At 70.5% G+C, this 26,565-nt stretch carries 20 protein-coding genes; 12 read left to right on the forward strand and 8 right to left on the reverse strand.

Annotation, left to right across the window (positions count from 1 at the left end; genetic code table 11):
* Positions 1-55: 55 nt before the first annotated feature.
* Together O9255_RS11625 and O9255_RS11630 are read right to left on the reverse strand one after the other, a co-directional pair.
* Complete coding sequence (locus O9255_RS11625; RefSeq protein WP_297867026.1) at positions 56-301, reverse strand: DUF1289 domain-containing protein; 246 nt, start codon at positions 299-301, stop codon at positions 56-58.
* Between the two features lie 5 nt (positions 302-306).
* A complete protein-coding gene (locus O9255_RS11630) occupies positions 307-960 on the reverse strand; it encodes a DUF480 domain-containing protein (protein WP_297867027.1) in 654 nt (217 codons plus the stop codon).
* Between the two features lie 116 nt (positions 961-1,076).
* On the opposite strand from O9255_RS11630, the gene O9255_RS11635 reads away from it, so the two are divergent.
* On the forward strand, positions 1,077-2,660 hold the full coding sequence (locus O9255_RS11635; protein WP_297867028.1) for an FAD-binding domain-containing protein: 1,584 nt from the start codon (positions 1,077-1,079) through the stop codon (positions 2,658-2,660).
* Between the two features lie 18 nt (positions 2,661-2,678).
* Here O9255_RS11635 and O9255_RS11640 read toward each other — a convergent pair whose 3' ends face one another.
* The 3 genes from O9255_RS11640 to O9255_RS11650 form a co-directional block, all read right to left on the reverse strand.
* Positions 2,679-5,180, reverse strand: a complete 2,502-nt coding sequence (locus tag O9255_RS11640; protein WP_297867029.1) for a TonB-dependent receptor — start codon at positions 5,178-5,180, stop codon at positions 2,679-2,681.
* 193 nt (positions 5,181-5,373) lie between these two features.
* Complete coding sequence (locus tag O9255_RS11645; protein WP_297867030.1) at positions 5,374-5,760, reverse strand: STAS domain-containing protein; 387 nt, start codon at positions 5,758-5,760, stop codon at positions 5,374-5,376.
* Entirely contained in the window at positions 5,757-8,084 is a 2,328-nt protein-coding gene (locus tag O9255_RS11650; protein WP_297867031.1) for a SpoIIE family protein phosphatase, read from the reverse strand. Before O9255_RS11650 ends, O9255_RS11645 begins: the two co-directional genes overlap by 4 nt.
* 88 nt (positions 8,085-8,172) lie before the next feature.
* Here O9255_RS11650 and O9255_RS11655 point away from each other — a divergent pair, with 88 nt between their 5' ends.
* From O9255_RS11655 to O9255_RS11665, 3 genes are all read left to right on the forward strand, one after another.
* On the forward strand, positions 8,173-9,480 hold the full coding sequence (locus O9255_RS11655) for a flavohemoglobin expression-modulating QEGLA motif protein (protein WP_297867032.1): 1,308 nt from the start codon (positions 8,173-8,175) through the stop codon (positions 9,478-9,480).
* A gap of 693 nt (positions 9,481-10,173) precedes the next feature.
* Positions 10,174-12,453 (forward strand): NADP-dependent malic enzyme, encoded by a 2,280-nt coding sequence (locus O9255_RS11660; RefSeq protein WP_297867033.1) that lies wholly within the window; start codon positions 10,174-10,176, stop codon positions 12,451-12,453.
* A gap of 11 nt (positions 12,454-12,464) precedes the next feature.
* Positions 12,465-13,472 carry a glycosyltransferase gene (locus tag O9255_RS11665; protein ID WP_297867034.1) on the forward strand — a complete coding sequence of 336 codons (1,008 nt, stop codon included), beginning with the start codon at positions 12,465-12,467 and terminating at the stop codon, positions 13,470-13,472.
* A 3-nt stretch (positions 13,473-13,475) separates the two neighbouring features.
* Here O9255_RS11665 and O9255_RS11670 read toward each other — a convergent pair whose 3' ends face one another.
* Complete coding sequence (locus tag O9255_RS11670) at positions 13,476-14,423, reverse strand: glycosyltransferase (protein ID WP_297867035.1); 948 nt, start codon at positions 14,421-14,423, stop codon at positions 13,476-13,478.
* A 195-nt stretch (positions 14,424-14,618) separates the two neighbouring features.
* Between O9255_RS11670 and O9255_RS11675 the strand changes: the two genes are divergently transcribed.
* The 7 genes from O9255_RS11675 to O9255_RS11705 all read left to right on the forward strand — a co-directional run bounded on the left by O9255_RS11675 (position 14,619) and on the right by O9255_RS11705 (position 22,059).
* Positions 14,619-15,038, forward strand: coding sequence for a universal stress protein (locus O9255_RS11675; protein ID WP_297867036.1), 420 nt, complete (start codon positions 14,619-14,621; stop codon positions 15,036-15,038).
* Between the two features lie 98 nt (positions 15,039-15,136).
* Positions 15,137-17,821: a pyruvate dehydrogenase (acetyl-transferring), homodimeric type gene (gene aceE, locus O9255_RS11680; RefSeq protein ID WP_297867037.1), complete on the forward strand. Its 2,685-nt coding sequence runs from the start codon at positions 15,137-15,139 to the stop codon at positions 17,819-17,821.
* A 25-nt stretch (positions 17,822-17,846) separates the two neighbouring features.
* Complete coding sequence (locus O9255_RS11685) at positions 17,847-18,995, forward strand: GGDEF domain-containing protein (RefSeq protein WP_297867038.1); 1,149 nt, start codon at positions 17,847-17,849, stop codon at positions 18,993-18,995.
* 65 nt (positions 18,996-19,060) lie between these two features.
* Positions 19,061-19,435: a hypothetical protein gene (locus tag O9255_RS11690; RefSeq protein WP_297867039.1), complete on the forward strand. Its 375-nt coding sequence runs from the start codon at positions 19,061-19,063 to the stop codon at positions 19,433-19,435.
* Positions 19,436-19,468: 33 nt separating this feature from the next.
* Positions 19,469-20,221, forward strand: coding sequence for a TerC family protein (locus O9255_RS11695; RefSeq protein WP_297867040.1), 753 nt, complete (start codon positions 19,469-19,471; stop codon positions 20,219-20,221).
* Positions 20,222-20,245: 24 nt separating this feature from the next.
* Positions 20,246-21,307, forward strand: a complete 1,062-nt coding sequence (locus tag O9255_RS11700) for a methyltransferase (RefSeq protein ID WP_297867041.1) — start codon at positions 20,246-20,248, stop codon at positions 21,305-21,307.
* Positions 21,308-21,318: 11 nt separating this feature from the next.
* Positions 21,319-22,059, forward strand: coding sequence for a pseudouridine synthase (locus O9255_RS11705; RefSeq protein WP_297867127.1), 741 nt, complete (start codon positions 21,319-21,321; stop codon positions 22,057-22,059).
* Between the two features lie 17 nt (positions 22,060-22,076).
* On the opposite strand, the gene O9255_RS11710 is transcribed toward O9255_RS11705, so the two are convergent.
* Positions 22,077-23,987 carry an aspartyl/asparaginyl beta-hydroxylase domain-containing protein gene (locus O9255_RS11710; RefSeq protein WP_297867042.1) on the reverse strand — a complete coding sequence of 637 codons (1,911 nt, stop codon included), beginning with the start codon at positions 23,985-23,987 and terminating at the stop codon, positions 22,077-22,079.
* A gap of 13 nt (positions 23,988-24,000) precedes the next feature.
* Positions 24,001-24,582: a 2OG-Fe(II) oxygenase gene (locus O9255_RS11715; RefSeq protein WP_297867043.1), complete on the reverse strand. Its 582-nt coding sequence runs from the start codon at positions 24,580-24,582 to the stop codon at positions 24,001-24,003.
* 57 nt (positions 24,583-24,639) lie between these two features.
* On the opposite strand from O9255_RS11715, the gene O9255_RS11720 reads away from it, so the two are divergent.
* The gene (locus O9255_RS11720) at positions 24,640-26,511 is read left to right on the forward strand and encodes a tetratricopeptide repeat-containing sulfotransferase family protein (RefSeq protein ID WP_297867044.1); all 1,872 of its coding nucleotides are present in this window, start codon (positions 24,640-24,642) and stop codon (positions 26,509-26,511) included.
* Positions 26,512-26,565: the final 54 nt, after the last annotated feature.

The raw sequence follows: 26,565 nt of genomic DNA on the forward strand, positions 1-26,565 counted from the left end.
CTCCGAGCGTAGCGGCAGTGGCGTGGCCCGGCCTGTGCCGAAGCGCAGGGTTCGCTCAGCGGGCGTCGGGGAAACGGCGGGCGCGAGCGTCGCGCCGGGCGGCGGCGGCTCCCAGGATCCGCGACCGTTCCTCGTCCGTCGCCGCATGCCAGGCCTTGATCTCCTCCAGCGTCCGCCCGCAGCCGACGCATTCGTCGGCATCGTCGAGGCAGCACTGGCGGATGCAGGGCGACGCCGACGTGGGCGCCTCGTCGATGGGGCGACGAGGAGGCAGGGCCATCGGCGGCCGAGCCGGCGCCATGCGGCTCAGTCCCCGGGGCGCTCGCCGGCGGCGAGCCGGGCTTCCAAGGCACCCAGCCGGGCCTCGAGCGCCTCGATGCGAGCGAGCAGCGCATCGTCGCTCCGCGAGGCCGGTTCGCGCGCGGGCGCGGCGCCGGTGTCGAGGGCCAGGGCGCTGAAATCGATCGGCCCGCAGAGGAGGTGCGCCCAGCGGCCCTCGCGCTGCCCGGCGGCACGCGGCAAGGCCACGGCGAAGCCGCGGGCCGCGAGACGCTCCAGCGCATGGGCGAGGTCGTCAGCGTCCGCGTAGCGATGCAGGCGCTCGCTGCGCGAGAGCAGTTCGGCCGCGGTCTGCGGGCCGCGCAGCATCAGCAGGGCCAGCGCCACGAGCTGGCCACGGGTGAGCTCCAGCGTGCGCGCAGCGCTGTGCTCGAAGCGCAAGGCGCGGGCACCGTCGACGCGCCGCGCGAGGCCCTTTGCTTCCAGTCCGCGCAGCGCGCGCGCCACCTCCCCGGTCTCCAGCGCCATCACCGGTTCACGGCTGGTCTTCTGGTTGGCTGCTTGAAGGGCCCCGTTCTCGGTCAGCGGGTACTGCTCGGGCGTGGTGGCTTCCTTCTCGACGAGGCAGCCGAGCACGCGGGCTTCGGCGGCGTCGAGCAGGAGGGTGGGGGCATCGGTCATCGCTAGGGCCTTGCGGCGACGGGCCGCGCGGGAATCAGAGGCCGCCAGACTAGCCGAGCGCGCCACCTTGCGGCCGTTTCACCCGGGCTGCAGCGCGGCTTCGGCAGCATCGCGCCATGCCCCATGCCCTCGTCTGGTTCAAGCGCGACCTGCGCACCGTCGATCACGCGCCCCTGCTCGCTGCCGCGGCCAGCGGGCGGCCGGTGCTGCCGGTGTACGTCATCGAGCCAGACCTTTGGCGGCAGGACGACGCCAGCGCGCGGCAGTGGGCGGTGGTGCGTGAGGCCCTCGACGAATTGCGTGCCGCCCTTGCCGCGTGCGGCACGCCGTTGCTCGTGCTTCGCGGCGATACCGTCGAAGCCTTCGACGCATTGCATCGCGCCTTCGGCCTCGTCGAAGTCCATGCCCATGAGGAAACCGGCAACGCCTGGACCTTCGCCCGCGACCGCCGCGTGGGTGCGTGGCTGCGCGAGGCCGGCATTCCCTTCATCGAACATCAGAACGGCAGCACGGTGCGCCGTTTGCGCCGCCGCGATGGCTGGGCGCGGCACTGGGAAGGCCACAACGGCGAGGCGCCGCTGCCGGCGCCTGTCGCGCTGATGCCGGCTCGCCCGCTGAACACGATCGATCACGCCTCCGGGCCTGCCCTCGCCGACCTCCGCTGCGAGGCTTTGCCCGACGCCCGCGACCTCGGCCTCCCCAGCGACCCCTGCCCCGGCCGCCAGCCCGGCGGTCGGGCTTCGGCGCTGCGCCTGCTCGGCAGTTTCGTCGACGGCCGTGGTGCGACCTACTCGCGCGGCATGAGCAGCCCGATCAGCGCGCCGAAGGTGTGTTCGCGGCTGTCGGTGCATTTCGCCACCGGCACGCTGTCGATCCGCGAGGCCGTGGCCGCCTCGCGCGCCGCGCAGTGGGCCGGGCGCGGCACGCCGGCGAGGGCCCTGCAGAGCTTCGAATCACGCCTGCACTGGCAGGGCCACTTCATGCAGAAGCTCGAAAGTGAACCGGCGATCGAATTCCGCAACACGCACCGCGGCTTCGACGGCCTGCGCGAAGGCGAATTCGACCCGTCGGCCTTCGAGGCATGGCGCACGGGGACCACCGGCTGGCCGTTCGTGGACGCGTGCCTGCGCATGCTGGCCGCGACCGGATGGATCAACTTCCGCATGCGCGCGATGCTCGTGGCGGTGGCCAGTTACCACCTGTGGCTGCACTGGCGCGAGACCGGCCTGCACCTCGCGCGGCAGTTCACCGACTACGAGCCCGGCATCCATTGGCCGCAGGTGCAGATGCAGAGCGGCGTCACCGGCATCAACATCCCGCGCATCTACAACCCGGTGAAACAGGGGCTCGACCAGGACCCCGAGGGCACCTTCGTGCGCCGCTGGGTGCCTGAACTCGCCGCGTTGCCGGCGCCTTGGATCCACCTGCCGTGGCAACTGCCGCCGGCCCAGCTCGCGAAGCACGGCGTGGTGTTGGGCCGCGACTACCCCGAACCGGTCCGAGACCACGAGCAGGCCGCGCGCGAAGCGAAGGCAAAGCTCACGACGTTGTGGCGCGAGCACCCGGGCATGCGCGAGCTGGCGCGCGGCGTGCTGCGGAAGCATGGCAGCCGGATGAAGCAGACGAGGCCGCGACTGGAGGGCCGGAAAAAAGAAAGCCCTGCGCCGCACGGGGCGACGCAGGGCAGCTTGTTCGACTGAGGCCGATTCGGCGGGCGATCAGAAGCTGTAGTTGATGCGGCCGTAGAGGAAGCGGCCCGAGCGGCCGAACGGCGAGAAGTTCGAGAACGGCGTGTTGCCGGTGGTGTTGAGGCTGGCCGGCAGCGGGTCCGGGTACTCGTCCGCCAGATTCTCGACGCCGATCGCCAGCTCCAGACCTTCCCACAGCCTCACCCGGCCCTCGAGGTCGACCAGCACCTTCGGGCTGAGCACGAAGTCGTTGGCCGCCGTGGTGCCCGGGGCGAGCACTTCGCCGTAACGCGTCGCCCGCAGCGTCGCGCCGAAGCGGTCGAGCGACCAGCTGAGGTTGGCGCCGTACTTGTCCTTCGGCGAGCCTTCCTCGAAGGTGAGGACGTTGACGCGGTCGAACAGGCGGATGGTCGGGTCGATGGCGGCGATCGGCGCCGTGGTCGGCACGCGGGTGACGTCAGTGTTGTTCCAGTTGGCGAGCAGCGTCACGTCGAAGCGGCCGGCCGTGGCGGTCTCGAACGGCACGGTGAACACCACGTCCACGCCCTGCGTCTCGGTATCGACGCCGTTGATGAAGAAGCGGCCGCCGCCGATGCCGACGAAGCCCTGCGCGGTCAGGAAGTTGCGGACGCTCACCTGCGTGAGGTTCTCCGACAGCACGATGCGGTTGTCGATGTCGATGCGGTAGGCGTCGATCGTCAGCGTGGCCTCGCCGAAGTTGAACACCGCGCCAAACGAGACGTTCACCGACTCCTCGGCCTCCAGCGGGCGCGCGCCGAGGGCCGCCGCCACCGGGCTCGTGGCCGGGAAGGTGGTGATCTCGAAGGGCACGCCGTTGATGAAGTTGGTCGACGTGGCGGTGAAGAACTGCTGCTGCGGCGAGGGGGCGCGGAAGCCGTTCTGCAGCGAGCCGCGCAGCGCGAAGGCCTCGCTGAAGTCGTAGCGCATCGCCACCTTGCCGCTCAGGTTGCTGCCGAAGTCGGAGTAGTCCTCGCCGCGGATCGCCACCGAGCCGAGCAGCTGGTCGGTGAGGTTGGCCTCGAGGTCGACGTACAGGCCGACGGCGTTGCGCGATTCGTCCACTTCGTTCGACGGCCGGAAGCCCGGGAATACCTGGGCGCCAGAGGCGGTGGGCGCGCCGTTCAGCAGGGCGCCGCCGTTGATGTAAGAGTTCGGCTCGCCGGCGAAGATGCGGTAGGTCTCCTCGCGCGCTTCGAGGCCGGCGCTCAGATAGAGGTCGGAAGCGAAGGCGTCCAGCGCGAAGCTGCGCGTGCCGCCGAAGTTGAACGTCGCCTGCGTGTAGTCGAAGCCGCCGGCCTGGAAGGTGCGCTGGCTGGACGGGCCGATCGAGCGGTTCAGCGTGTTCTCGATGGTGAAGTCCATCTCGTTGCGGCCCCAGACCACGGAGCTGTCCATGGACCACTCGCCCCAGTTCCACTTCACGCCGCCGGCCGCGCTCGAATCGATCACGGTCGGCGCGATGATCGGCAGGAAGCCGTCGGGGTAGATCGAAGTGATGTTGCGGGCGTCCTGCGCCGGGCGGTAGAAGCCGGCGGAACGCGCGTCGCGGTCCTGCCGACTGGCCCAGCCGTACAGGCGGGTGCCGTTCTCGAAGTCGATACCGGCGTTGGCGAACAGCGTCTTCTGGTCGAGCTCGGGTTCGCCGTACCAGGCGTTGAAGCGGTTGAAGGTGCGCTCGCGCGGATCGAAGGCGCCGCCCACCAGCGGGTACTGCTGGCGCACGTCGTAGCCGCCGCGCTCGGTGCGCTCCTGGTCCTTCAACTCGGCCGCGATGGTGAGGAAACCGGCGCCGCCGAGGGAGAGGCCCTTCCACGCGGAGATGGTCGTGGTCTCGCCGTCGGTGACGCTGCGCGAGATGCGGCCGGGCGACGGCCACGTGGCATTGGCCGGGGCCGTTCCGGTGATCACCTCGTAGTCGCTATCGCGCTGGCCGTAGCTGACGGTGATGCCGCCGCCCGTGTCGTCCTCGCGCAGCAGCACGTTGATCACGCCGGCAATGGCGTCGGAGCCGTACTGCGCCGAGGCGCCGTCGCGCAGTACTTCGACGGTGCGCACCGCAGCGGTGGGGATGGTGTTCAGGTCGACGGCGGCGGAGCCGCGGCCGGCGGAGCCGTTGACGTTCACCAGCGAGGCCGAGTGGCGGCGCTTGCTGTTCACCAGCACGAGGGTCTGGTCGGGGGCAAGGCCGCGAAGCTGGGCCGGTCGCACGGTGTCGGTGCCGTCGGTGAGGCCCGGGCGCGGGAAGTTGAAGGAGGGCAGCGCGACCGACAGCGCCTGGTTGATCTCGGGCGAGCCGGTGCGTTCGAGTTGCTGGACGCCGATGGCGTCGACCGGCGCGGCGGTGTCGTTGCGCGAACGGCCGGCAACGCGCGTGCCGGTGACGACGATGGCGTCGAGGGTCTGGGTGTCGTCGGCGGCCTCGGTGCTGACGGCGGCGTTCGACTGGGCATGGGTGGCGCCGGCGGACAGGGCCGAGGCGATGGCAAGAGCAAGCAGGGCGGGTCGGTTCATGGCGACATCCTTGGGCTGGCGGTTCGGCGCGGCAAGACGGAGCGGGATTCCCATCGGGAATATGGAAGTTCCGTGACGGAAGATGCGCGGCGCCGGCGCCTGCGACAAGCCCCTGGAGCCTGCCGACGCGTGTTCCTCACGCCACGCACACGCCCCTGCCCCCCCGTAGGCGGCCCCGGGGCCCTGTGGGCTCTCAGTCGTCGTCGCCGGAAAGCACGCGCTTCTGCATGGCGTCGAGGTAGGCGTCGGCCTCGGCGGTGGAGCTGAAGATCTCCGAGAACGGCACGGCCTTCACCAGGTCGAAGACCTTGCGGATCTGCGGCTGGGGGTTTGCCACCAGCACCTTGCCGCCGCGGCTACCGAGACTCTTGCGGGCGCGGAACACCGTGCGCAGGCCGGCGGAGCTGATGTACTCGAGGTCCGACAGGTCGAGCACCAGCAGGTTGACCGAGGCGTCGGCCAGCACCGGTTCCAGTTCGCTGTCGGCGCTCTGGTAGGTGTGGGTGTCCAGGTGGCCGGCGAGGCGGCAAGTGCGCTTCGGGCCGCTGCCCTCGATGGCGATGCGGAGGTCGTCGGTCATTTCGGCGGATTCCTTGGCAGGACGAGGGTGAGTCGGTTGCGGTCATCCTCGCGCGCGTAAACCGCATCGAGGCTCATGGTCTTGATCAGGTGCAGGCCGAGGCCGCCGATCGGGCGGTCGAGGTCGTCGGGGTCCAGCTCGAGGTCCGGGGCGTCGAGCGGATTGAAGGCGCTGCCATCGTCGATGATCCGGAGCGTCATCGTGCGCTCGGTGAACGACAGGTCGACCGTGCATTCGGCGGCCCCGCCATGGTCGATGGCGTTGGCGACGAGTTCCTCCAGTACCAGGCGGACGTCCGACTGCCCCTCGGTGTCGATGCCGTGGCTGCCCAGGCATTCGTCGATGGCGCGATTCATCGCCCGCAGGCCGGACGGCCAGATCGAGAAGTGCAGGGGGTCGTTGGCGGGCTTCTCGGGGGCGACCAGCCCGACCGCCAGCACGGTGATGTCGTCGGCGGGCTCGGCACCGGCCGCGAAGGCCTCGACGGCGGCGACCACGTCGGCCACCACCTGCTCGGCGCTCCGACCGGGCTTCAGCGCGTCGCGCAGTCGCGCTTCGCCGAAGAGCTCGCCACTGCGGCTGCGCGCCTCGGTGACGCCGTCGGTGAAACAGAACAGCACGTCGCCCGGCGCCAGCATGCCGGCATAGCCCTCGCCGTAGGCGTCGGGGTCGATGCCGAGCGGGGCGCCGGTTTCCATCTCGAACAGCTCGATGCGGCCGTCGGCGCGAACGATGAAGGGCAGCTCGTGGCCGGAACTCGCCAGCTCGAACATGCCGGTGTGGGGGTCGACGAGCCCGCACAGGGCCGTCGCGAACATGCAGCTGTCGTTGCCTTCGGCCAGCCGCGGCGCGGCCCGTGCCAGCATCAGGGCCGGGGAGTCGGTGCTGCGGGCCGTGGCCTCCAGCACCGCGACCGTGCGCGCCATGAAGAGCGCGGCGGGCACGCCCTTGTCGCTGATGTCGCCGATGCCGAACCACAGCATCCCGTCGTCGCGCGGGTGGAAAGCGTAGAAGTCGCCGCCCACGCTCTTCGCCGGCTTCAGCACGGCGTGGATGTCGAGATGGCCTTCGTGCACGTCGACCGCGGTGGCCGGCGGCAGCATCGACTGTTGCAGGTCGTGGGCGAGGCGCAGTTCGCTGTCGAGCTTCTGCTGCTCCTGCGCCATGCGCTGGGAATGCGCCATCTGCTGGCGCAACGCGGAATCGGCGCTGTCCAGCACGCGGGCCAGCTGGCCGACCTCGTCCTTCCGCACCAGCAGGAGCGTCGGCATCTCGAAGCCGTCTTGCGCCAGCCGCTGCGCCGCGTGGCCCAACTGCACCATCGGCCGGGTGACGCTGCGGGCCAGCGCATTGCTGAGCAAGGCGAGCAGCGCGATCACCACCATCGTCGCGCCGACGAAGCGCCACGCCGTCTCGCGCAGGGGCGCCAGCACGGTGTCCTCGTCCATCAGCACCATCAAGCCCCAGCCATCGCCGAGGGCTTCATGGACGCCGCGCAGCCCCGGGCCGAGCGGGCGAAGGGCGACGCCCGCGTCCACGCCCTGGAGGGCACCGCGATGCTCGTCGAGCGCGGTGGCAGTGGGCGGCGGTGTGCCGATGGAGAGCCAGTCGGAATCGCCGATCCACAACGGGCCCTTGTGCAGCACCGCGCGGAACCGCTTGTCGTTGCGGAACGGCGCCAGCGCCTGGTTGAAGCGGTCGATGGGCACGTCGAGGCTGACCATGCCGCGGCGCTCGCCGGCGGGGCCGGGCGGCAACGGCTGGTTCAACGTGATCATCCAACGACCGCCGGCGGTGTCGTTGAAGTAGGGCGCCGACCAGCGCGCCTGGTCCGCCGCCAGCGTGTCGCGGAACCAGGGCTGCGCTTCCACGTCGAGGCCGCGCGCCGTGAGGTCGGTTTCCGCCAGCCCCCGGCCCTGCTTGCCGACGTAGCGGGCCCAGACCGCGCCCGGCGTGGGCGAGGCCGCCGGCGCAAGCGCCACCAAGCCGCCCGCGGTATTCGGCTCGCTCAGCACGGTGGCATCGAGCAGGGCGCGCAGACGCGTGGCATCACCGCCGGCCGCGGCCTCGCTGCGGGCCAGCGTGCCCGCGCTGACTTCGACCGCCTGCAGCAGCGCCTGGAGTTCCGCCGAGGCGCGACGCAGCTCGCGAAGTGCCGAGGCTTCGGCATCCTCGAGGGCGCGACGCTCGGCGACCGCATGGATGGCCAGTCCACCCGCGGTCGCGACGGCGGCGGCCAGCACGCCGAACCACAGCGCGATGCGCGTCCGCAGGCTGTGGCGCCAGGAGGGGCGGGCGGACGAAGCGAGGGCGGAGGCGGCCATGGGCCAAGGCTGCGGCGCGCGGCGGTGGCGGTCAACGGGGGGGATGCCGGGGGTATGCTGACCGTCGCACTTCCGAGGAGGGCTGCCGATGCCCGACGGCACCGCGCTGCAGAGCCTGGCCGAACTGGACGCCCGGATGGTGCGGGCGACGCGCCGCCTGCGCCTGTTGCAGGCGGTGAGCTGGAAACAGCGGGTGCAGCGCGAGTTCCTCGACCGCTGGCGCCGCGGCGTGCACCGGCTTCCCGAGCCCGACTACGTGGCCGAGGACCACGCAGAGGTCCGCGCCGAGCTGCGCGCGATCGCCCAGGCCTGCGACCCACACCAGCCCTTGGGGCTGTACATCCGCCGCACGGCCGACAGCTGGCACACCGCCGCCCTGTTGCTCGAATCGGTCGGCACCGCGGCGGTCACCGACCATTCCATCCGCCTGTTCGGCCGTCCGGGCGACGCGCTGCCGGGTGGCACCGTGTCCGGCGTTGACGCGGCCATGCACTTCATCCGCATCGCCGACGAGCTCGATGCCGAGTTGCGGGCCGTCGACACCGACGACGATGCCGTGGAGGCGCCGGTCGTCCGCGAGCGCCTGCAGCAGGACATGGACGGCTTCTTCGGGCCCGGCAAGGTCAGCGTCGAACTGGACGCCGACCTCATCGCCAAGGCCGCGGCCGGCCCCACGCGCATCCGCCTGCGCACCGGGGCGGCCTTCAGCGAGTACGACATCCACCAGCTCCGCGAGCACGAGGCCTTCGTGCACACGCTGACGGCCCTCAACGGCCGGGAGCAGCCGCATTTCGCCTCGCTTTCGCGCACCTCGCCGCGGATCATCGCCACGCAGGAAGGCCTGGCGACCTTCGCCGAGCTGATCACCGGGCATATCGATATCGAGCGCATGAAGCGCATCAGCCTGCGCATCCTCGCCATCGACATGGCCCTGCGCGGCGCCGATTTCATCGACGTGTTCCGCTTCTTCCTCGACGCCGGCCAGCGCGAACCGGAGAGCTTCTCGTCCGCGGCCCGCGTGTTCCGCGGCGTGCCGGTGACGGGCGGCGCGGCCTTCACCAAGGATGGCGTCTACCTCGCCGGGCTCGTGCGCGTGCACACCTTCTTCCGCTGGTGCCTGCGGCAGAAGAAGCTGGCCCTGACGCACCGGCTGTTCGCCGGGAAGATGACCCTCGAGGACGTGTTCGACCTCGCGCCGGCCTTCGAGAGCGGGGCCATCGCCCCGCCGCACTACCTGCCGCCCTGGGCGAAGCGCGCCAACGGGCTGGCCGGGATCCTCGCCTTTTCGCTGTTCGCGAACACGATCCGGCTCGACAAGGTCGACATCGAGAACCTCGATGCGGTGCCGCGGCTGTTCGGCGCGGCGGCGTCGGAGCCGCGGGAGGCGGGGCGGTAGCGGACGTTGGCGAGCCTCGCCCAGCCAGTGCCAAGCCCGGGGTGCGAGGCTGGTCCGCCCCGTCGCCATCACAGCAAGAAACCCGGCTGTCCGGCCGAAGGGGTCATCCTGACCCTCGGCCGGATGGCGCATCCCTGCGCCACCGCTTCGCGGCGGGCGCCTGGTTGGCGCGTCGGGGCTCCTTATTCGCCTCGCACCCCGGGCTTGGCACTGGCTGGGCGCGTTCCCTGCAAGTTCGCGGCACAGCGCCATGGGTGCCTCACGTAGCGAGGCTCCGCCCTGACTGAAGCCGCGAGGTGGGCGTGTGAGCCAGTTCCGTCCGCGTGTTCGCGCTGTACTGCGGGTTGTTGCAAGCGAGCTCGCGCACCAGCCGCAAGGGATTGTGAGCGAGGCGAATAAGGAGCCCCGGCGCGCTGTTGAGGCGCAAGCCCCGAAGGGGTCGCTCAGGATGAGCGATCGATCCGAGGGGCATGGATGCCCCCTTCGGATCGACCGCCGGCAACCTCGAGAGAGAGGTGACGGGGCGGGCCAGCCTCGCTTCCAATCCCTTGGGGCGAAGCGCGTTGGGTGCTGTAGTCCATCCCGGCACCGGAGCTGGCCTTGCGATGAGCCGCCATGCGCCCATACGCCGCCGTCCGCTGCCGTCACGAAGCCGTGGCTAGAATGCGGATTCGCCTTCGAAAGACCCCAGTGATGTCCGAACACGACGCGTTCAAACAGGCCGCCCTCGACTACCACCGCCAGGCCCCGGCCGGGAAGATCAAGGTCATGCCGACCAAGGCGCTGGTCACCCAGCGCGATCTCTCCCTCGCCTATTCGCCCGGCGTCGCCGCGGCCTGCGAGGCGATCGTCGCCGACCCGGCCACCGCCAGCGACTACACCGCGCGCGGCAACCTCGTGGCGGTCATCTCCAACGGCACCGCGGTGCTCGGCCTCGGCGACATCGGTCCGCTGGCCGGCAAGCCGGTGATGGAAGGCAAGGGCGTGTTGTTCCAGAAGTTCGCCGGCATCGACGTGTTCGACCTCGAAGTGGCCGAGAAGGACCCGGACAAGCTCGTCGACATCATCGCCTCGCTGGAGCCGACCTTCGGCGGCATCAACCTCGAGGACATCAAGGCGCCGGAGTGCTTCATCGTCGAGCGCAAGCTCCGCGAGCGGATGAACATCCCCGTGTTCCACGACGACCAGCACGGCACGGCGATCATCGTCGGCGCGGCGATGACCAACGCCCTGCACGTCGTCGGCAAGCCGATCCACGAGGTGAAGCTGGCGGTCAGCGGCGCCGGTGCGGCGGGCATCGCCTGCCTCGACATGCTGGTGACGCTCGGCATGCGCCGCGAGAACATCCTCGTCGTCGACAAGGATGGCGTTCTGCATACCGGCCGCACCGACCTCAACGAAGGCACGGTGCGCTACGCCCGCGAGACGCCGTTCCGCAGCCTCGCCGAGATCGTCAACGGCGCCGACGTCTTCCTCGGCCTCTCCGCCGGCGGCGTGCTGAAGCCGGAGATGGTGGCGACGATGGCGCCGCGCCCGATCATCTTCGCGCTGGCGAATCCCAACCCCGAGATCCACCCGGCCGACGCCAAGGCCGCGCGCCCGGACGCGATCATCGCCACCGGCCGCAGCGACTACCCGAACCAGGTCAACAACGCGCTCTGCTTCCCGTACATCTTCCGCGGCGCACTCGACGTCGGCGCGACGACGATCAACGAGGAGATGAAGCGCGCCTGCGTCATCGCCATCGCCGAGCTGGCCCGCCGCGAGGCCACCGACCTCGGCAGCGCCTACGGCGGCGAGCCGGTGCAGTTCGGCGCCGAATCGCTGATCCCGCGGCCCTTCGACCCGCGCCTGCTGGTGTCGCTGGCCCCGGCCGTGGCCGAGGCCGCGATGCGCTCCGGCGTGGCCACGCGCCCGGTCGATATCGCGCAGTACCGCGATCGCCTGAGCCAGTGGGTGTTCCGCACTGGCCTGATGATGAAGCCGGTGTTCGACCGTGCCCGCGTCAACCGCCAGCGCGTGGTGTACGCGGAAGGCGAGGAGGAGAACGTCCTGCGCGCCGTGCAGACGGTGGTGGACGAAGGCCTGGCCTTCCCGATCCTCGTCGGCCGCCCGGCGGTCATCGAGCGCCGCATCCAGCGCCTCGGCCTGCGCATCCGTCCCGGCGTCGACGTGCAGATCACCAACATCGACGACGACCCGCGCTTCAACGAGTACTGGCAGCTCTACCACCAGATCATGCAGCGCAAGGGCGTCACGCCCTCGGCCGCCAAGGCGATCGTGCGCGGCCGCGACACGGTGATCGCTGCGCTGATGGTGCGACGTGGCGAGGCCGACGCGATGCTCTGCGGCATCGTCGGCCGCTACGCCCGCAAACTGCGCTACGTGCGCGAAGTGCTGGGCCTCGATGACGGCAGCAAGGGCCTCTCGGCGCTCTCGGCCGTGCTCAACGACAAGGGCGTGTTCTTCTTCGCCGATACGCACGTTCAGGTCGATCCAAGCGCCGAGCAGATCGCCGACTGCGTGCAGCAGGCCGCGTTCCGACTGCGCCTGTTCGGCGTGGCGCCGAAGGTGGCGCTGATCGGCCATTCGAACTTCGGCAGCTCCGAGGCCCCGAGCGCGCAGAAGCTGCGCGACGCGCTGGCGATCCTGCACGAGCGGGCGCCGAAGCTCGAGGTGGAGGGCGAGATGCACGCCGACCTCGCCTTCAACGAGGAGCTCCGCGAGCGCGTGTTCCCGAATTCGCGCCTGAAGGGCCGCGCCAACCTGCTGGTGTTCGCCAACATCGACGCCGCCAACGCGGCCTACAACATCACCCGGGCGATGACTGACGGCGTCGGCCTCGGCCCGATCCTGATGGGGCTCTCGAAGTCGGCCCACGTGTTGACGCCCTCGGCCACCATCCGCCGCATCGTCAACATGACGGCCGTCGCGGCGGTGGATGCACTGATCCGCGCGGAGCGCGCGGTCTGATCCGCGTCGGGATGGTGGGCGCGGTCACCACTGCCGAGGCGGGCGAGGCCGCGGCCCCGCGCGCCACCATCCTGCTGCTCGCCTACCGGATGGGCGGCACCATCCGCGAGGCCCTCGAGAGCGCCGTGGCGCAGACCGTGCCCTGCGAGATCATCGTCTCTGACGATGCCTCGCCCGAGCCCGACGACGGTTTCGCCATCGCCGAGGCCTTCGCCCGCGAGTACCGCGGCCCGCACCGGCTGGTGGTCCGGCGCAACGAGCGCAACCTCGGCCTGTGTGCCCACATCAACGTGGTCGCGGCCGAGGCGACCGGCGCCATCCTGCTGTTCCAAGCGGGCGACGACCGCTCCCATCCCGATCGTGTCGCCCGCGCGCTGGCGTTCTTCGACGCCCATCCCGACGTCGCCCTCGTCGGTACGACGGTCGACGAAATCGATGCCCAAGGGGCGGTGATCGCGCGTCGCGCCCGCGACCCCGGCTTCCGTCGCGCCGACCAGCGGTGGCTGCTCGAGCGCGGCAGCTTCGTCTGCCTGCTCGGCGCCTCCATGGCGATGCGCCGGTTCGTCCTCGATGACCTGCCACCCCTGCAGGGCATGGTCGAGGACAACATGATCACGTTGCGCGCGGCCCTGTTCGGCGAGGTGCACTGCCTCGACGAACCCTGGCTCGATTACCGCATCCACGCGGGGAACCTGCATGGCTGGGTGTTCGCCCACGGGGGTGGCCCGGACGCGAAGCGCCAGCGCTACGAGCGCACGCTGCGGATGTACGCCGAGATCGCCGACGACGCCGAGCGCTGCGCTCGCACGGCGGCCGTGCCGGAGCCTCGGCGCGCGCTGGGCCTGCAGCTCGCCGCGATGTACCGCATCGAGGCCAACGCCCGTCGCGCCATGCTGGAGGGCCGCAAGCGCGACTGGTGGCCGCACATCGTGGCGGGATTCCGCCATCCCGGGCTGCGGCGCAAATCCTTCGAGCGCCTCTTGAAGCTGGCGGTGCCGCGGCGATTCCTGAAGCTCTGACGCTCAGGCGTTCGACCGCGCCCGTCGGATGCGGCTGAGAATCCGGCCGCCGAGGCGCATCGCCAACAGCAGCGCCGGCCCCTGATTGCCGTACAGCATCTGCCGGTAGCGCCACAGGGCCCGCCACAGCGGAGTGGCCCGCCGCCCGCTGGTGGTATCGGCCAAGGCGCTCGAGAGTGCGCCGGCCGCCTCCCGGCAGGGCCATGGACGCGCCGCCGCGGCGTCGAGTGCCGCCGCGCAGGTGGACAGCCATTGCTGGGCCTCGCGCGCGCGACGCTGGTGTCGGTCCGGAGCGCCGCCGCGCGGGGCATGGCCGATGCGGGTCTGGGCGTCGGCGTGGCGGCGGAAATCCACCATCACTTCGTCGACGTAGACCACGCCCGCGCGCTGCGATGCGGCGAAGGCCAGCCAGCCGTCGTACCAGACGCCTTCGGGGAAGGGCAGGGCCTGCGGAAGGAGGGTGTTCCGGAACAGCGCGGCATGGCCGGACACGCTGTTCTCGAAAGCGAGGGCGACATTGCCGCGGCCCCGCACCATGCGCCGCTGCCCGCCGAGGGTGTTTCCGGTGGGGCGGCCCGTCGAATCGACGACGGCGGAATCGCCGTAGGCGAGGTCGGCGTCGCCGATCGCCGCCATGAGGGTTTTGAGCTTGCGGGCGGACCACACGTCGTCCTGGTCGCAGGGCGCGATGAAGTCGCCGCGGCACAGGGAAAAGGCTCGCGCGAAGTTGGCGTTGACGCCCAGGCGCCGGGGGTTCCGATGCAACTGGATGCGGTGGTCGCGGCGCGCGGCCTCCTCGACGATCTCGACGGTGCGGTCGTTGGAGGCGTCGTCGACCACCACCAGCTCCAGCTCGCGGTGGGTCTGCGCGAGTACCGAGGCCAGCTGGGCTTCGATGTAGGCCTCGCCGTTGCAGGTGCACAGCGCGACGGAAACGAGCGGGGAGGGCACGTGGGCGGGCGGGGAGCGGCTGGGGTGCGGCCATGATCGCCGAAACGCATCGATCGCGCACTCCGTGGGGCCTGCCGGACTGCCCCGCGACGGCGATTGCAGCACGCCGGTTCCGGAATTGATCGACGCCAAATGGAGGGTCGTCGCCCCGGGGCATTCTGGTGACCACCCCTTCCAACGACGAGGAGCACCACCATGAACGTCCTGATCGCTGTCGACGGCAGCGCCTTTGGCACCAAAGCCCTCGACTACGTGCTCGCCCGGCCCGCCATGTTCGGGCAGGCGGCGCTTACGCTGATCCATGTTGCACAGCCGCTGCCGCCGCGCGCTGCGGCCGCCGTGGGTGCCGAGATCGTGGCGGCGCAGTACACCCATGAGCATGACGACGCGCTCCGTGAAGCGCGCGGGCGACTGGCGGCGGCGGGGCGCACGGCTCGGGAAGTCGTGAAGGTGGGCCATCCGGGAAGCTTGGTGGCCGAGGAGGCTGAAGCCGGCGGGTACGACGCGGTCGTGATGGGATCGCACGGCCACGGCGCCTTGGCCGGCCTGCTGCTCGGCAGCACGGTCAGCAAGGTGCTCGCGGGCTGCCGCACGCCCGTGCTCGTGGTGCGCTGACGCCTGCCGTACGCCCGCGTATTCGTATGCAGCCCCGCCGGCGTCGCGCCGGCCACTGTTAGACTTCCAGCTCTAGTTTCCACGCGGAGCGGGAAGGCATGAACTGGCTGCAGGACGTTTTGGCAAACGACATCGACCCCACCGAGACCCAGGAGTGGCTGGAGTCGATCAAAGCGGTCATCGATGCCGACGGCCCGGAGCGCGCGCACCACATCCTCGAGCGGATGGTGGAGCTCACGCGCCGCGCCGGTGCGCACCTGCCCTTCGTGCCCACCACCGAGTACATCAACACCATCCCGGCGCATCTCGAAGCGAAGATGCCAGGCGATGCGCAGATGGAGTGGAAGCTCCGTTCGCTGATCCGCTGGAACGCGCTGGCCATGGTGGTGCGGGCCAACCGCAAGCCCGGTGAGCTCGGTGGCCACATCGCCAGCTTCGCGTCGGCGGCCACGCTGTACGACGTGGGCTTCAACCATTTCTGGCGCGCGCCGAACGAATCGCATCCGGGTGACCTGCTCTTCATCCAAGGCCACAGCTCGCCGGGCGTCTACGCCCGCGCCTTCCTCGAAGACCGCCTGACGGAAGACCAGCTCAACCACTTCCGCATGGAAGTCGACGGCAAGGGCATCTCGAGCTACCCGCACCCGTGGCTGATGCCCGACTTCTGGCAGACGCCCACCGTGTCGATGGGCCTGGGGCCCATCGCCGCGATCTACCAGGCGCGCTTCTGGAAGTACCTCGAAGCCCGCGGCCTGATGCCGGTGAGCGACCGCAAGGTGTGGTGCTTCATGGGCGACGGCGAGTGCGACGAGCCCGAGAGCCTCGGTGCGATCTCGCTGGCCGGTCGCGAGGGCCTCGACAACCTCGTGTTCGTCATCAACTGCAACCTGCAGCGTCTCGACGGCCCGGTGCGCGGCAACGGCAAGATCATCCAGGAGCTGGAAGGCGTCTTCCGTGGCGCCGGCTGGAACGCGCTCAAGGTGGTCTGGGGCAGCTACTGGGATCCGCTCCTTGCCAAGGACACCAACGGCGTCCTCAAGAAGCTGATGATGGAGACCGTCGACGGCGAGTACCAGAACTGCAAGGCCTTCGGCGGCGCGTACACGCGCGAGAACTTCTTCGGCAAGTACGAAGAGACCAAGCAGATGGTCGCCTCGCTGTCCGACGAGGACATCTGGCGCCTGAATCGCGGCGGCCACGACCCGCACAAGGTCTACGCGGCCTATGCCACCGCCACGGCGCACAAGGGCCAGCCCACCGTGATCCTCGCCAAGACGGTGAAGGGCTACGGCATGGGCAAGGCCGGTGAGTCGATCAACATCACCCACCAGCAGAAGAAGCTGGACGACGCGGCGGTGAAGGCCTTCCGCGACCGTTTCAACATCCCGGTCAGCGACGAGCAGCTGCCCTCGGTGCCCTTCTACCACCCGGGCCCCGATGCGCCGGAAGTGAAGTACTTGAAGGAGCGCCGCGCCGCGCTCGGCGGCTCGCTGCCGCAGCGCCGCGTCAAGGCCAGCGAATCGCTGCCGGTGCCGGAGCTGGCCGTGTTCGACCGCCTGCTCAAGGACAGCGGCGACCGCGAGATCAGCACCACGATGGCCTTCGTGCAGGCCCTCAACGTGATCCTGCGCGACAAGGCGATCGGCCCGCGCACCGTGCCGATCATCTGCGACGAAGCGCGCACCTTCGGCATGGAAGGCCTGTTCCGCCAGATCGGCATCTACTCGCCGTTCGGCCAGAAGTACAAGCCGGTCGATGCCGACCAGCTGATGTTCTATCGCGAGGACACGGCCGGCCAGGTGCTGCAGGAAGGCATCAACGAAGCGGGAAGCTTCTCGAGCTGGATGGCCGCGGCCACCAGCTACAGCACCAACGACGTGCCGATGCTGCCGTTCTACATCTTCTACTCGATGTTCGGCTTCCAGCGTATTGGTGATTCGGCCTGGCAGGCTGCCGACATGCGCGCCCGCGGCTTCCTGCTTGGCGCCACCGCCGGCCGCACGACGTTGAACGGCGAAGGCCTGCAGCACGAAGACGGCCACTCGCAGCTGCTGGCCGGCAACATCCCGAATTGCCGTCCGTACGACCCGACCTTCGCCTACGAAGTGGCCGTGGTGCTGCAGTACGGCATGCAGCGGATGATGGCGGAGCAGGTGGACGAGTATTACTACCTGACCCTGATGAACGAGAACTACACCCACCCGGAGATGCCGGAAGGCGCCGCGGAGGGGATCATCAAGGGCATGTACCTGCTGAAGGACGCCGGCAAGCCGAAGAAGGGCGAGCTGCGCGTTCAGCTGATGGGCTCGGGCACGATCCTGCGCGAGGCGATCTTCGCGGCGGAGCTGCTCGACAAGGAGTTCGGCGTGTCGTCCGACATCTGGAGCTGCCCGAGCTTCACCGAGCTGCGTCGCGACGGCTTCGACGCCGAGCGCTGGAACCGCCTGCATCCGGAAGCGAAGACGCCGCGCAAGGCCTACGTCACCGAGCTGCTGGAAGGCCGCCAGGGCCCGGCCATCGCCGCCACCGACTACGTGCGCCAGTTCGCCGACCAGATCCGCGCCTTCGTACCGATGAAGTACACGGTACTCGGCACCGACGGTTTCGGTCGTTCGGACACCCGCGCCAACCTGCGTCGCCACTTCGAGGTCGACCGCTACTACATCGCGCACGCCGCCATCGCCGCGCTCGCGGCCGAGGGCAAGATGAACGCCAAGGACGTGGCCCGCGCGATCAAGGTGTTCAACATCGACGCCGAGAAGGCCAACCCGATCGGCGTCTGACGGTCGAAGGCGAGGGGGAAGGCCGATGCTCGACCAACCGACCCTGCTGTTCGTGCTGGCCCTGTTGCAGGGCCTGCTCGCCGTGGTGGCCCTGTCGCTGCGTGTCGGCCTCGGCGAGAACGCGCGCGGCCTCGGCACCTGGACGGCCTCGCTGGTCTGCGTGGCCGCGCCAGCCGCCCTGCTGGCCATGGGTTTCTCGCAGAGCACGGAAGCCATCCTCGTGCAGAACGCGCTGTGGGTCCCGTCGATGGTGCTCACCGCCATCGCCATTCGGCGCTTCTTTGGCTTTCCGGGCCGGGAGCGGGTGTTCGCCGCCATCGCCCTGTGCACCTATGGCGTGGCCGCGATGGCTACCGTGCTCGCCGGATGGGCGGAGTTCCGCCTGGTGGTGCTCGCGTCGCTGCACGTGGCCTGCCTGGTCGTGGGCCTGCACGCCTTGTTGCGGGCGCATCCGCGTCTGGCCGGCCTCGGCCCCCTGCTGATGGCGGTAGGCCTGGTGATGCTCGCCCTCGTGCAGAGCTGGCGCGCGGCGACCGTGCTGTTCGAAGGCGCGGACGCCGTGCGTTTCCTCGTCGGCGGGCTGGTTGTGCCCGTGCTGCTGGTCTCCACCATGCTGGCGCTGACCTGCATCACCGTCGCTTTCATCCTGCTCGCCACGGACCGGGTGCGTCGCGACCTCCACAGCATGGCCTCGCGCGATCCGCTGAGCGGGCTGCTGAACCGTCGTGGTTTCCATGAGCTCGCCGACCCGCTGCTTGCGCTGTCAGCGCGGCGCGACGCCCCGGTGGCGCTGGCCGTGATCGACCTCGATGACTTCCGCCGGCTCAACGACGAAGGGGGGCACAGCCTGGGCGACCACGCCATCGCCCGGGTCGGGGCCCGCCTGCTCGCGGAGTCGCGGGCCGAGGACGTCGTGGCCCGTTTCGGCGGCGAGGAATTCGTCGTGCTGATGCCGCTGACCGACGCCGAGGGGGCGAAGCGGTTCGCCGAGCGCCTGCGGCTGGCCGTCGCGGCGGAGTTGGCGGGCCTCGCGTTCGCGCCAAGCGGCTTGACCGCGAGCATCGGGCTCGTGGCGGCCCGCGGCCCGGCCGAGTTTCCAGCCCTGTATCGTCGCGCCGACGAAGCGCTCTACCAGGCCAAGGCCGAGGGCAAGAACCGCGTCGTCCTCGCCTGACGACGCCACGGTGACGGCCTGCCCCTCAGGCTGCGCCTCCCGACGCCCTGATCCGGACCGCTTCCATGCCCAAGACCACGCTGATCCTCGCCGCCCTGCTGATCGCCCTGGGCGTCGGTGCTTTCGCGATCTCGTCTGGTGACGGTTCTCCGAGCCGCACCGCCCTGATGCCGGCCTACGTCGGTGCCGCGCTGGCCCTGCTGGCCGGTCTTTCGCTGGCCTTCGAGGGCGCCCGCAAGCACCTGATGCACGTGGCCGCGCTGGTCGCGCTGCTTGGGGCCTTGGCACCGGCCGCGGCGCTGGTGATCCGCGCCGCGCGCATGAGCCCGCTGGCGCTGGGCGTCAACCTCGGCATGCTGGTGCTGTCGGCCACGCTGCTCGCGCTCATGGTGAAGTCCTTCATTGCCGCCCGTCGCGCGGGCGCCATCGGCCTGCGCTAATCTCGGCGGGATATCGGCAGCGAGGAGATCCAGATGTTCGAGTGGTTGGCGTCCCCCGAAGCGTGGATGGCGCTCGGCACCCTGATCGCGCTCGAGGTCGTGCTCGGCGTCGACAACATCATCTTCATCAGCATCCTCGCGGGCAAGCTGCCCGAGCACCAGCGCGCGACGGCGCGGCAGGTCGGCATCGCCGTCGCCGCGGTCAGTCGGCTGGGCCTGCTCTTCGCCATCGCCTGGATCGTCTCGCTGACCGCCCCGGTGTTCACCCTGTGGGGCAACGAATTCTCCTGGCGCGACCTCATCCTGATCGGCGGTGGCGTGTTCCTGATCGGCAAGGCCGTCAACGAGATGCACGGCAAGCTCGAAGGCCCCGACGGCAGCGCGGGCCAAGCCGTGCAAGCAACCTTCGCCGTCGTGATGCTGCAGATCGTCGTGCTCGACATGGTGTTCGCGCTCGATTCGATCCTCACCGCCGTGGGCATGACCGAGCACGTCAGCATCATGGTGATCGCCATCCTCGTGGCGACCGCGGTGATGGTGTTCCTCGCGAAGGCGATCCACGAGTTCGTGCAGCGCCACCCGACGGTAAAGATCCTCGCGCTGGCCTTCCTGCTGCTCATCGGCGTGGTGCTGATCGCCGACGGCATGGGCGAGGCGGTGCCGAAGGGCTACCTGTACTTCGCGATGGCCTTCGCCGTGTTCGTCGAGCTGCTCAACATCCGCTACCGCAAGGTGAGTGCCGAGCCGGTGCGGCTGCATGAGACCCTCCGGGGTCCCGGCACCTGAGCGGCGCTCGTTACACTGGCGGGCATGCCGTCCCATCCCGCCCTGCGCACCATGGAAGCCGCCCTCGGGCGGCTGCTTCCCCTTCCCTCCGGCGAGCTTGAGTTCTGGAGCGCCGACGCGGCGGCCACGCTGCCGCAAGCGCCGTCGCGCTGCGAACAGGGCTTCCGCCCGGACGTCGATGCGCTGTCGGCGCGCGACTGGTCGGCGCAGAGCGGCGTCGAGGGCATTGGCGCGGGCTTTCCCGCCGCGCCTTCGCCGACCGTCATCCTGGTGCTGCTGCCGCGCAGCCGCGAAGTCGGCCGCGGCTTGCTTGCGCGAGGCGTGGCTCGGCTTGAAGCCGGCGGCGGCCTGCTGCTGGCCGCGGCGCATAACGACGAGGGCGCGCGAAGTTTCGAGAAGGACCTCGCGCTCCTGGTGCCGCTCTCCGGCAGCCTGAGCAAGCACCACGGCCGCGCATTCTGGGTGCGGATGGCGCCCGGCGCCGGTGCGTTCGACAAAGCCTTGGCCGAGGCATGGCTCGCCGCCGACGCGCCGCGCCGCGATGCGACCACCGGCCTCTGGCAACGTCCCGGCGTCTTCAACGAAGGTCGCCTCGATGCCGGCTCGGCCCTGCTGATCGAACACCTGCCGAAGGACCTGCGCGGCCGCGTCGCCGACCTCGGCGCCGGCAGCGGGCTGCTCTCGCTGGCGGTGCTTGAGCGCTGTCCGGCGGTGGCCGCGCTCGAGCTGTTTGAAGCCGAGGCCCGCGCCGTCGATCTCGCCCGGCGCAACCTCGCCGGCGCGCGCGTGCCGGTCGGCATCCACTGGCATGACGTGTCGGCCGGCGTGCTTTCGGACGGCCGCGCGCGCTTCGACGCCGTTGTCTGCAATCCGCCGTTCCACGTGGGCAGCCGCAGCGTGCCGGCGCTCGGCCGCGCCTTCATTGCCGCCGCCGCCCGCGCGCTCAAGCGCGATGGCCAGCTCCTGATGGTCGCCAACCGGCACCTGCCCTACGAGGACGAACTGCGAACGGTCTTCGGCCGCGGCGAGCTGCTCGCGGAACAGGGCGGCTTCAAGGTCTACCGCGCGTGGGAGCCCAAGCCATGAGCGGCAAGGCCGTGAAGCTGCGGCAGTACCTGCAGTCGCTGGGCTACGGCACGCGTCGCGAGGTGGAGGCGCTGATCGCCGAGGGCCGCATCACCGGTGCGGAAGGCGAAGCGCTGTACGTGGATGACGAAGTCGGCGAAGGCGCGCCGTCGCGCGGCGGCCACCGGCTGCCGCACGCGGCCATCCGCTTCGATGGCGAGGCGCTCGACGCGCCGCCGGGCTTGTTGGCGGTGCTGCACAAGCCGGTGGGGGTCACCTGCTCGACGAAGGATCCCGGCCGCCTCGTCTACGACCTGCTGCCGCCGCGCTGGAAGGCGCGTGATCCGATCGTTTCGCCGGTGGGGCGGCTCGACAAGGACACCTCGGGACTGCTGCTGTTCACCGACGACGGCCAGTTGCTGCACCGCCTCACCAGCCCGAAGTACCACCAGCCCAAGGTGTATCGCGCCACGTTGGCCGAAGACCTGCGCGGCAACGAAGCCGCGCTGTTCGCCGCCGGCACCTTGATGCTGGAGGGCGAACACAAGCCGCTGCTGCCAGCGGAGTTCGACGTGCTGGGCCCGCGCGAGGCGCGGCTCACGCTGCACGAGGGTCGCTACCACCAGGTGCGGCGGATGTTCGCCGCCACCGGCAATGCCGTGGCCACCCTGCATCGCGAGGCGATCGGCGGGCTCACGCTCGACGCGCTGCGGCTGGACCCCGGAACGTGGCGGATGCTCACCGCGGCGGAGCGCGCGCTGCTGGGCAGCTGACCCCGGCGAGGGGGCGATCAGCCGCGGTTGAAGTCGCCGATGCCCTCGACGATGGCCTTGATCGCGACGCGCTCGGCGTCGGTCAAGTGCGGGTTCCACGCATCCATGAGCAGGATCACGCGGGTGTCGCCGCTCGCATTGCGCGCCTCGTGCAGGAAGGTGTCGTCGAACGCCCAAGCCTCGCCTTCGCGCCAGTGCCGCTCGTCGCCGCCCACCGTCAACGTGCAGCCGTCCGGCACCACCAGCGGCAGGTGCACCACCACGCGCGCGTTGGTGACGCCGTAGTGCGGCTTGATGTGGGTCCCGGGCGCGAGGATCGAGAAGCAGATCTCCGGGGCGTGTTCATGGATCCGCACCAGCGGCAGCGTTTCGAGCGCCGCGGCCGTCCGCGGGGCCTGCTGCGCGGCATCGGCATGGTGCTGGCCGTCGCGGTAGAAGAAGTACGCGTCCCAACGCGCTTGATCGCCGCCCAGGTACGGTTCGAGCGAGGTGCCGTCCGGTGCCTGCAGGAACGGCCGCACGCCGTCGCGTTGGGCGAGCACTGCCATCGCTTCCTCGCGCATCGCTGGAAATGCGGCTTCAAGTGCGGGCAGCCACGGAAACAGCCCCCGGTCGAACCAGGGCGTGGCGGGCAGGCCCGGGATGTGGAGGAAGCGCGGCGCTTGGCGTGCGTCCTGCGGCGGATGCGCCTCGGCGCCCAGGTGGTGGGCGAGACCGGCGCGGACGCGCGCCATCGCCTCGCGTCCGAAGCGGGCTTCGAGGGGGTCCATCAGACCCATCAGCACCGGAACCCGCTGCTCCCGCACGACGGCCATCGCATGGAGGACGTCGGCGCGGAGACCGGGCGGCGTGCTCGCTTCATCGAGCCAGAGGCCGCGCCCCTGCGCGATCATCAGCGCCCTGAAGTAGGCGCCGACCGCCTCGGTGGCTCGACCGCTGGATTCCAGCAGCTGGCCGAGCTGAAGGTGCGCGGCCGGCATCTGGGCATCAAGGCGGATGGCTTCGCGGAACGCGGCTTCGGCCTCCTCGAGGCGTCGTTCCGCCCTCAGCACCACGCCGCGGCGGCGGGCCTCGTGCGCCGGCGTCGGCATCGGGATGGCGGGAGCGGCCGGCGCGAGCGCTTCGACGAACAGCGAGTAGTGGCCGCCCTCGTGCGTGGCACCGGCCACGGCGCTCTGGTCGTCGAGGCGGAGCGCCGGGTCGTCGCTGGCCATGTAGCCACTGCGCACCACGCTTTCGAAGCCGGCTTCGCGCAGCAGGTGCGACAGCGTTTCGAAGTCGTAGCCGAACTTGTGCGCCTCGAAGAGGTAGCCCGGATCCGGGCCGGCGCCGGCGTAGTTGAGGAACTGGGCCAGCAGCGGACCCTCGCCGTGGGCGTTCGCCCAATGCGCGGCCCGTTTCGCGAAGAAGGCCCGGTCGCCGCGCTGGTAGGCGTCAATCAGCTGGCGCACGTCGGGCACCACGAGGCGCACGCGGCCGCCCGGCGCGAGCACGCGCTTCAGCTCGGCGAGGAAGGCCATCGCGTCGTGCGGGAAGAACAGGTGTTCGAACAGGTGCGAGACAAACACGTGGCTGGCTGACTCGTCGGCGAACGGCAGGCCCCACTGGACGTTCCAGCACAGCGGGGCCGGATGCACGTCGAGGTTCACCCAGCCGGGCAGCGCGTGGGCGCCGCAGCCGATGTGCAGCTTCAGGCCGCGGGCGTTGGCATCGAGGCCCAGTCGCGCGCGCTGCGCGGCGAGCCAAGCCGGCCGCGTCGCCGACAGCGCTTGTCGCAGGTCGTGCACCTGCGCGAGCAGATCGCGCACGCGCGCATCCGCCGCTCCGCTGCCGCCCAGCACCGCGTCCGCCTCGGGGCCGAAGGCGCGGAGGTCGCCGGACAGCTCGTAGACGGCACGCGCGAGCGCGGCGAGGGTGGGGTGGCTCATCGCGACGCGGCCTTCAGAACAGCAGGTAGGTGGAGAGAATGTACTTGTCGCCGCTGATCGGCGGGCGGCCCTCGTGCTGGAACATCCAGTACGGCGGGAAGACGACGAGGCGCCCCGCCTTCGGCCTGACCGCAAGATCGAGGTCGACGAAGGCGGTTTCGCCGCCGTCCGCCACGTCGTTCAAGTACCAGAGGAACACGAGGTAGCGATTCGCGACCGGCCCCACCGAATCGAAATGCGGCTGGAAGCGTTCGTCGCCGTCGTTCCGGTAGCGCTTCAGGATCCACTCGCTGGTCTTGGTCGTCGCCGGCACCGGCAGCGTCAGCCCGAGCGCGGCGTTGTAGCGCGCCAGGAAATGGTGCATGCCGTCGAGCAGCGACTGGCGGAAGGCGGCGTCGGACAGCGGGCCGATGTCGAGTTCGGTCCAGGCGCTGCCTGACAGCCAATCGCGACGGTGGCGGCCATTGGCCACCTGCTGCTCGCCGAGGGCTTCGAAACCCCGCACCAGCTGTTGGCACACGGGCCGGGGCAGGGCGTCGTCGAAGACCTGCACGAAGCGCGACAGGCGGTCACGCGGATCGGAAGCCGGTGTCACGGGAATCCTTTACGATGCGGCGCGCCGCCGCAGGCGAATCATAGACAAGGAGCCCGGATGGCCGCAGGCCAGAGCAACGAGGCGCAGACCGCGGAAGCGGCGCTCCAGGCGGCCTTCGAAGCGCTCGGACAGGGCGATGCGACCGGAGCCGAGTCGTGGGCCCGCCGTGTCCTCGCGATCGCCGGAGCGAGCGACCCCCTGACGGCGTCCGTGGATGCCGTGGTCGTCCTTGCGCTGGCCTTGGCCCAGCAGCGCCGCGCCGCCGAAGCCTTGCCGCTGTTCGAGGCACTGGTGGCGCGGCAGCCGCAGGTGCCCGAGCACTGGTCGAATCTCGGTAACGCGCTGTGCGAGCTCGGCCGCGAGGCCGACGCGCTGCCGCCGCTGCAGCAGGCTTTCCAGCGGGGCGACCGCAGTGCTGCGCTTTTCTATGCGCTGGCGCGTGCGGAGCTGGCGAACGGCCGGCCGCTGCCGGCCTTGACCTGCATCGACCGCGCCCTTGCGCTCGAAGCGCTCGACCCGGAATTCCTTCTGTTCCGCGCGCGCGTGCTGTTCGCGATGGACGAAACCGACCAGGCGGCCGCGACCTTGGCATCGCTGCGCTCGCCGGCCCTGCCCTTCGACCTTCGCGTCGAGGCCGCCGAAATCCAGCTGAACCTCGCGAATTACGCGGACGCGCAGCGCGCCTTCGAGGCCCTGCTGGTGGAAGACCCGGGGCATCCCGGCGCACTGATCGGGCTTTCGACCTGTCATGAGCGCCACAACCGGCTGGACGAGGCCGAGGCGGTACGCGCCCGGGTGGACGAGGCGCGCGCGCGCGCCGTGCCGGACGTCGGAAGCGCGCTGGCGCAGCTCGACGCGCGGCTGGCCGCCCGCCGCGGCCGCCCCGAGGTCGCCCGCGCGCTGTTCGAAGCCGTGCTCGTCGATCCGCCGCGTGATCCCGCGCTGCGCACCAACCTCCGTTTCGAACTCGGCAAGGCCTGCGTGGAGATGCGCGACCACGCCGCGGCTTTTTCGGCCTTCTCCCTGGGCCACGCGGAGCGCCTCGCGCACGTCAATGCCGCGCATCCGAATCTGATGCGCGAGGACGGGCTGCTCGCCGCCTTGGATCGCGCCGTGCCGGCGTTCCGCACCGGCGTTCGCGAGGGAGCCGACGACGGCCACCGGGATCCGCTGTTCGTCGTGGGTTTCCCGCGCTCGGGCACGACGCTTCTCGAGCAGCTGCTGGACGCGCACCCCGGCCTCGCCTCCTTCGACGAGCAGCCCTTCCTGCAGCGCCTCGTGACCCGCATGAACGCTTCGCCAGCCGGCTACCCGGGCGGCCTGGTCGACCTCCCCGCCGCGCATCGCCGCGACTTCCGCGCCCAGTACTTCGCGGACGTGCAGAGGCAGCGGCCGGATCTCGCGGCTCGGCGCCCGGTCGACAAGAATCCCCTCTACCTCGTCCGCCTGCCGCTGGTGGCGGCGCTGTTCCCCGACGCTCAGGCCGTGCTGGCGCTGCGCCACCCCTGCGACGTCGTCGTCTCCTGCTGGATGCAGAACTTCCGCGCGCCCGCCTTCGCGGTGACTTTCGAGACGCTGAAGAGCACGGCGCGGATGTACGACCGCGTGTTCCGCACGTATTTCGATTTCCGCGACGCCATCGGCGTGCCCACCCACGTGCTGCGCTACGAAGACCTCGTCGCCGACGTGGCGGGGGAAGGCCGCCGGCTGTTCGCCTTCCTCGGCCTCGACTGGCGCGATGAGCTGCTTGGCTTCACCGAGCGGGCGAAGTCGCGCGGCGTCATCAGCACGCCGAGCTACACGCAGGTCGTGCAGCCGGTGAACCGCCGCGCGGTCGGTCGCTGGCAGGCCTGGCGGCCGTGGTTCGATAGCGAGACGCTGGAGCTGCTCGCGCCCTGGGTCGAACGTTTCGGTTATTCGCTCGACTGACGACGCCGCGGCGTCCGTCCCACGACGGGACATCGCGCAAAGAAAAACCGCGCG

The organism is Silanimonas sp. (assembly GCF_027530345.1).
Classification (GTDB): domain Bacteria; phylum Pseudomonadota; class Gammaproteobacteria; order Xanthomonadales; family Xanthomonadaceae; genus Silanimonas.

Coding starts and splice junctions, on each gene's coding strand:
- O9255_RS11710 (WP_297867042.1), bottom strand. CDS start 23,987: ATGAGCCACCCCACCCTCGCCGCGCTCGCGCGTGCCGTCTACGAGCTG.
- O9255_RS11625 (WP_297867026.1), bottom strand. CDS start 301: ATGGCGCCGGCTCGGCCGCCGATGGCCCTGCCTCCTCGTCGCCCCATC.
- O9255_RS11660 (WP_297867033.1), top strand. CDS start 10,174: ATGTCCGAACACGACGCGTTCAAACAGGCCGCCCTCGACTACCACCGC.
- O9255_RS11645 (WP_297867030.1), bottom strand. CDS start 5,760: ATGACCGACGACCTCCGCATCGCCATCGAGGGCAGCGGCCCGAAGCGC.
- O9255_RS11720 (WP_297867044.1), top strand. CDS start 24,640: ATGGCCGCAGGCCAGAGCAACGAGGCGCAGACCGCGGAAGCGGCGCTC.
- O9255_RS11630 (WP_297867027.1), bottom strand. CDS start 960: ATGACCGATGCCCCCACCCTCCTGCTCGACGCCGCCGAAGCCCGCGTG.
- O9255_RS11700 (WP_297867041.1), top strand. CDS start 20,246: ATGCCGTCCCATCCCGCCCTGCGCACCATGGAAGCCGCCCTCGGGCGG.
- O9255_RS11695 (WP_297867040.1), top strand. CDS start 19,469: ATGTTCGAGTGGTTGGCGTCCCCCGAAGCGTGGATGGCGCTCGGCACC.
- O9255_RS11685 (WP_297867038.1), top strand. CDS start 17,847: ATGCTCGACCAACCGACCCTGCTGTTCGTGCTGGCCCTGTTGCAGGGC.
- O9255_RS11675 (WP_297867036.1), top strand. CDS start 14,619: ATGAACGTCCTGATCGCTGTCGACGGCAGCGCCTTTGGCACCAAAGCC.
- O9255_RS11640 (WP_297867029.1), bottom strand. CDS start 5,180: ATGAACCGACCCGCCCTGCTTGCTCTTGCCATCGCCTCGGCCCTGTCC.
- O9255_RS11650 (WP_297867031.1), bottom strand. CDS start 8,084: ATGGCCGCCTCCGCCCTCGCTTCGTCCGCCCGCCCCTCCTGGCGCCAC.
- O9255_RS11655 (WP_297867032.1), top strand. CDS start 8,173: ATGCCCGACGGCACCGCGCTGCAGAGCCTGGCCGAACTGGACGCCCGG.
- O9255_RS11690 (WP_297867039.1), top strand. CDS start 19,061: ATGCCCAAGACCACGCTGATCCTCGCCGCCCTGCTGATCGCCCTGGGC.
- O9255_RS11635 (WP_297867028.1), top strand. CDS start 1,077: ATGCCCCATGCCCTCGTCTGGTTCAAGCGCGACCTGCGCACCGTCGAT.
- O9255_RS11665 (WP_297867034.1), top strand. CDS start 12,465: ATGGTGGGCGCGGTCACCACTGCCGAGGCGGGCGAGGCCGCGGCCCCG.
- aceE (WP_297867037.1), top strand. CDS start 15,137: ATGAACTGGCTGCAGGACGTTTTGGCAAACGACATCGACCCCACCGAG.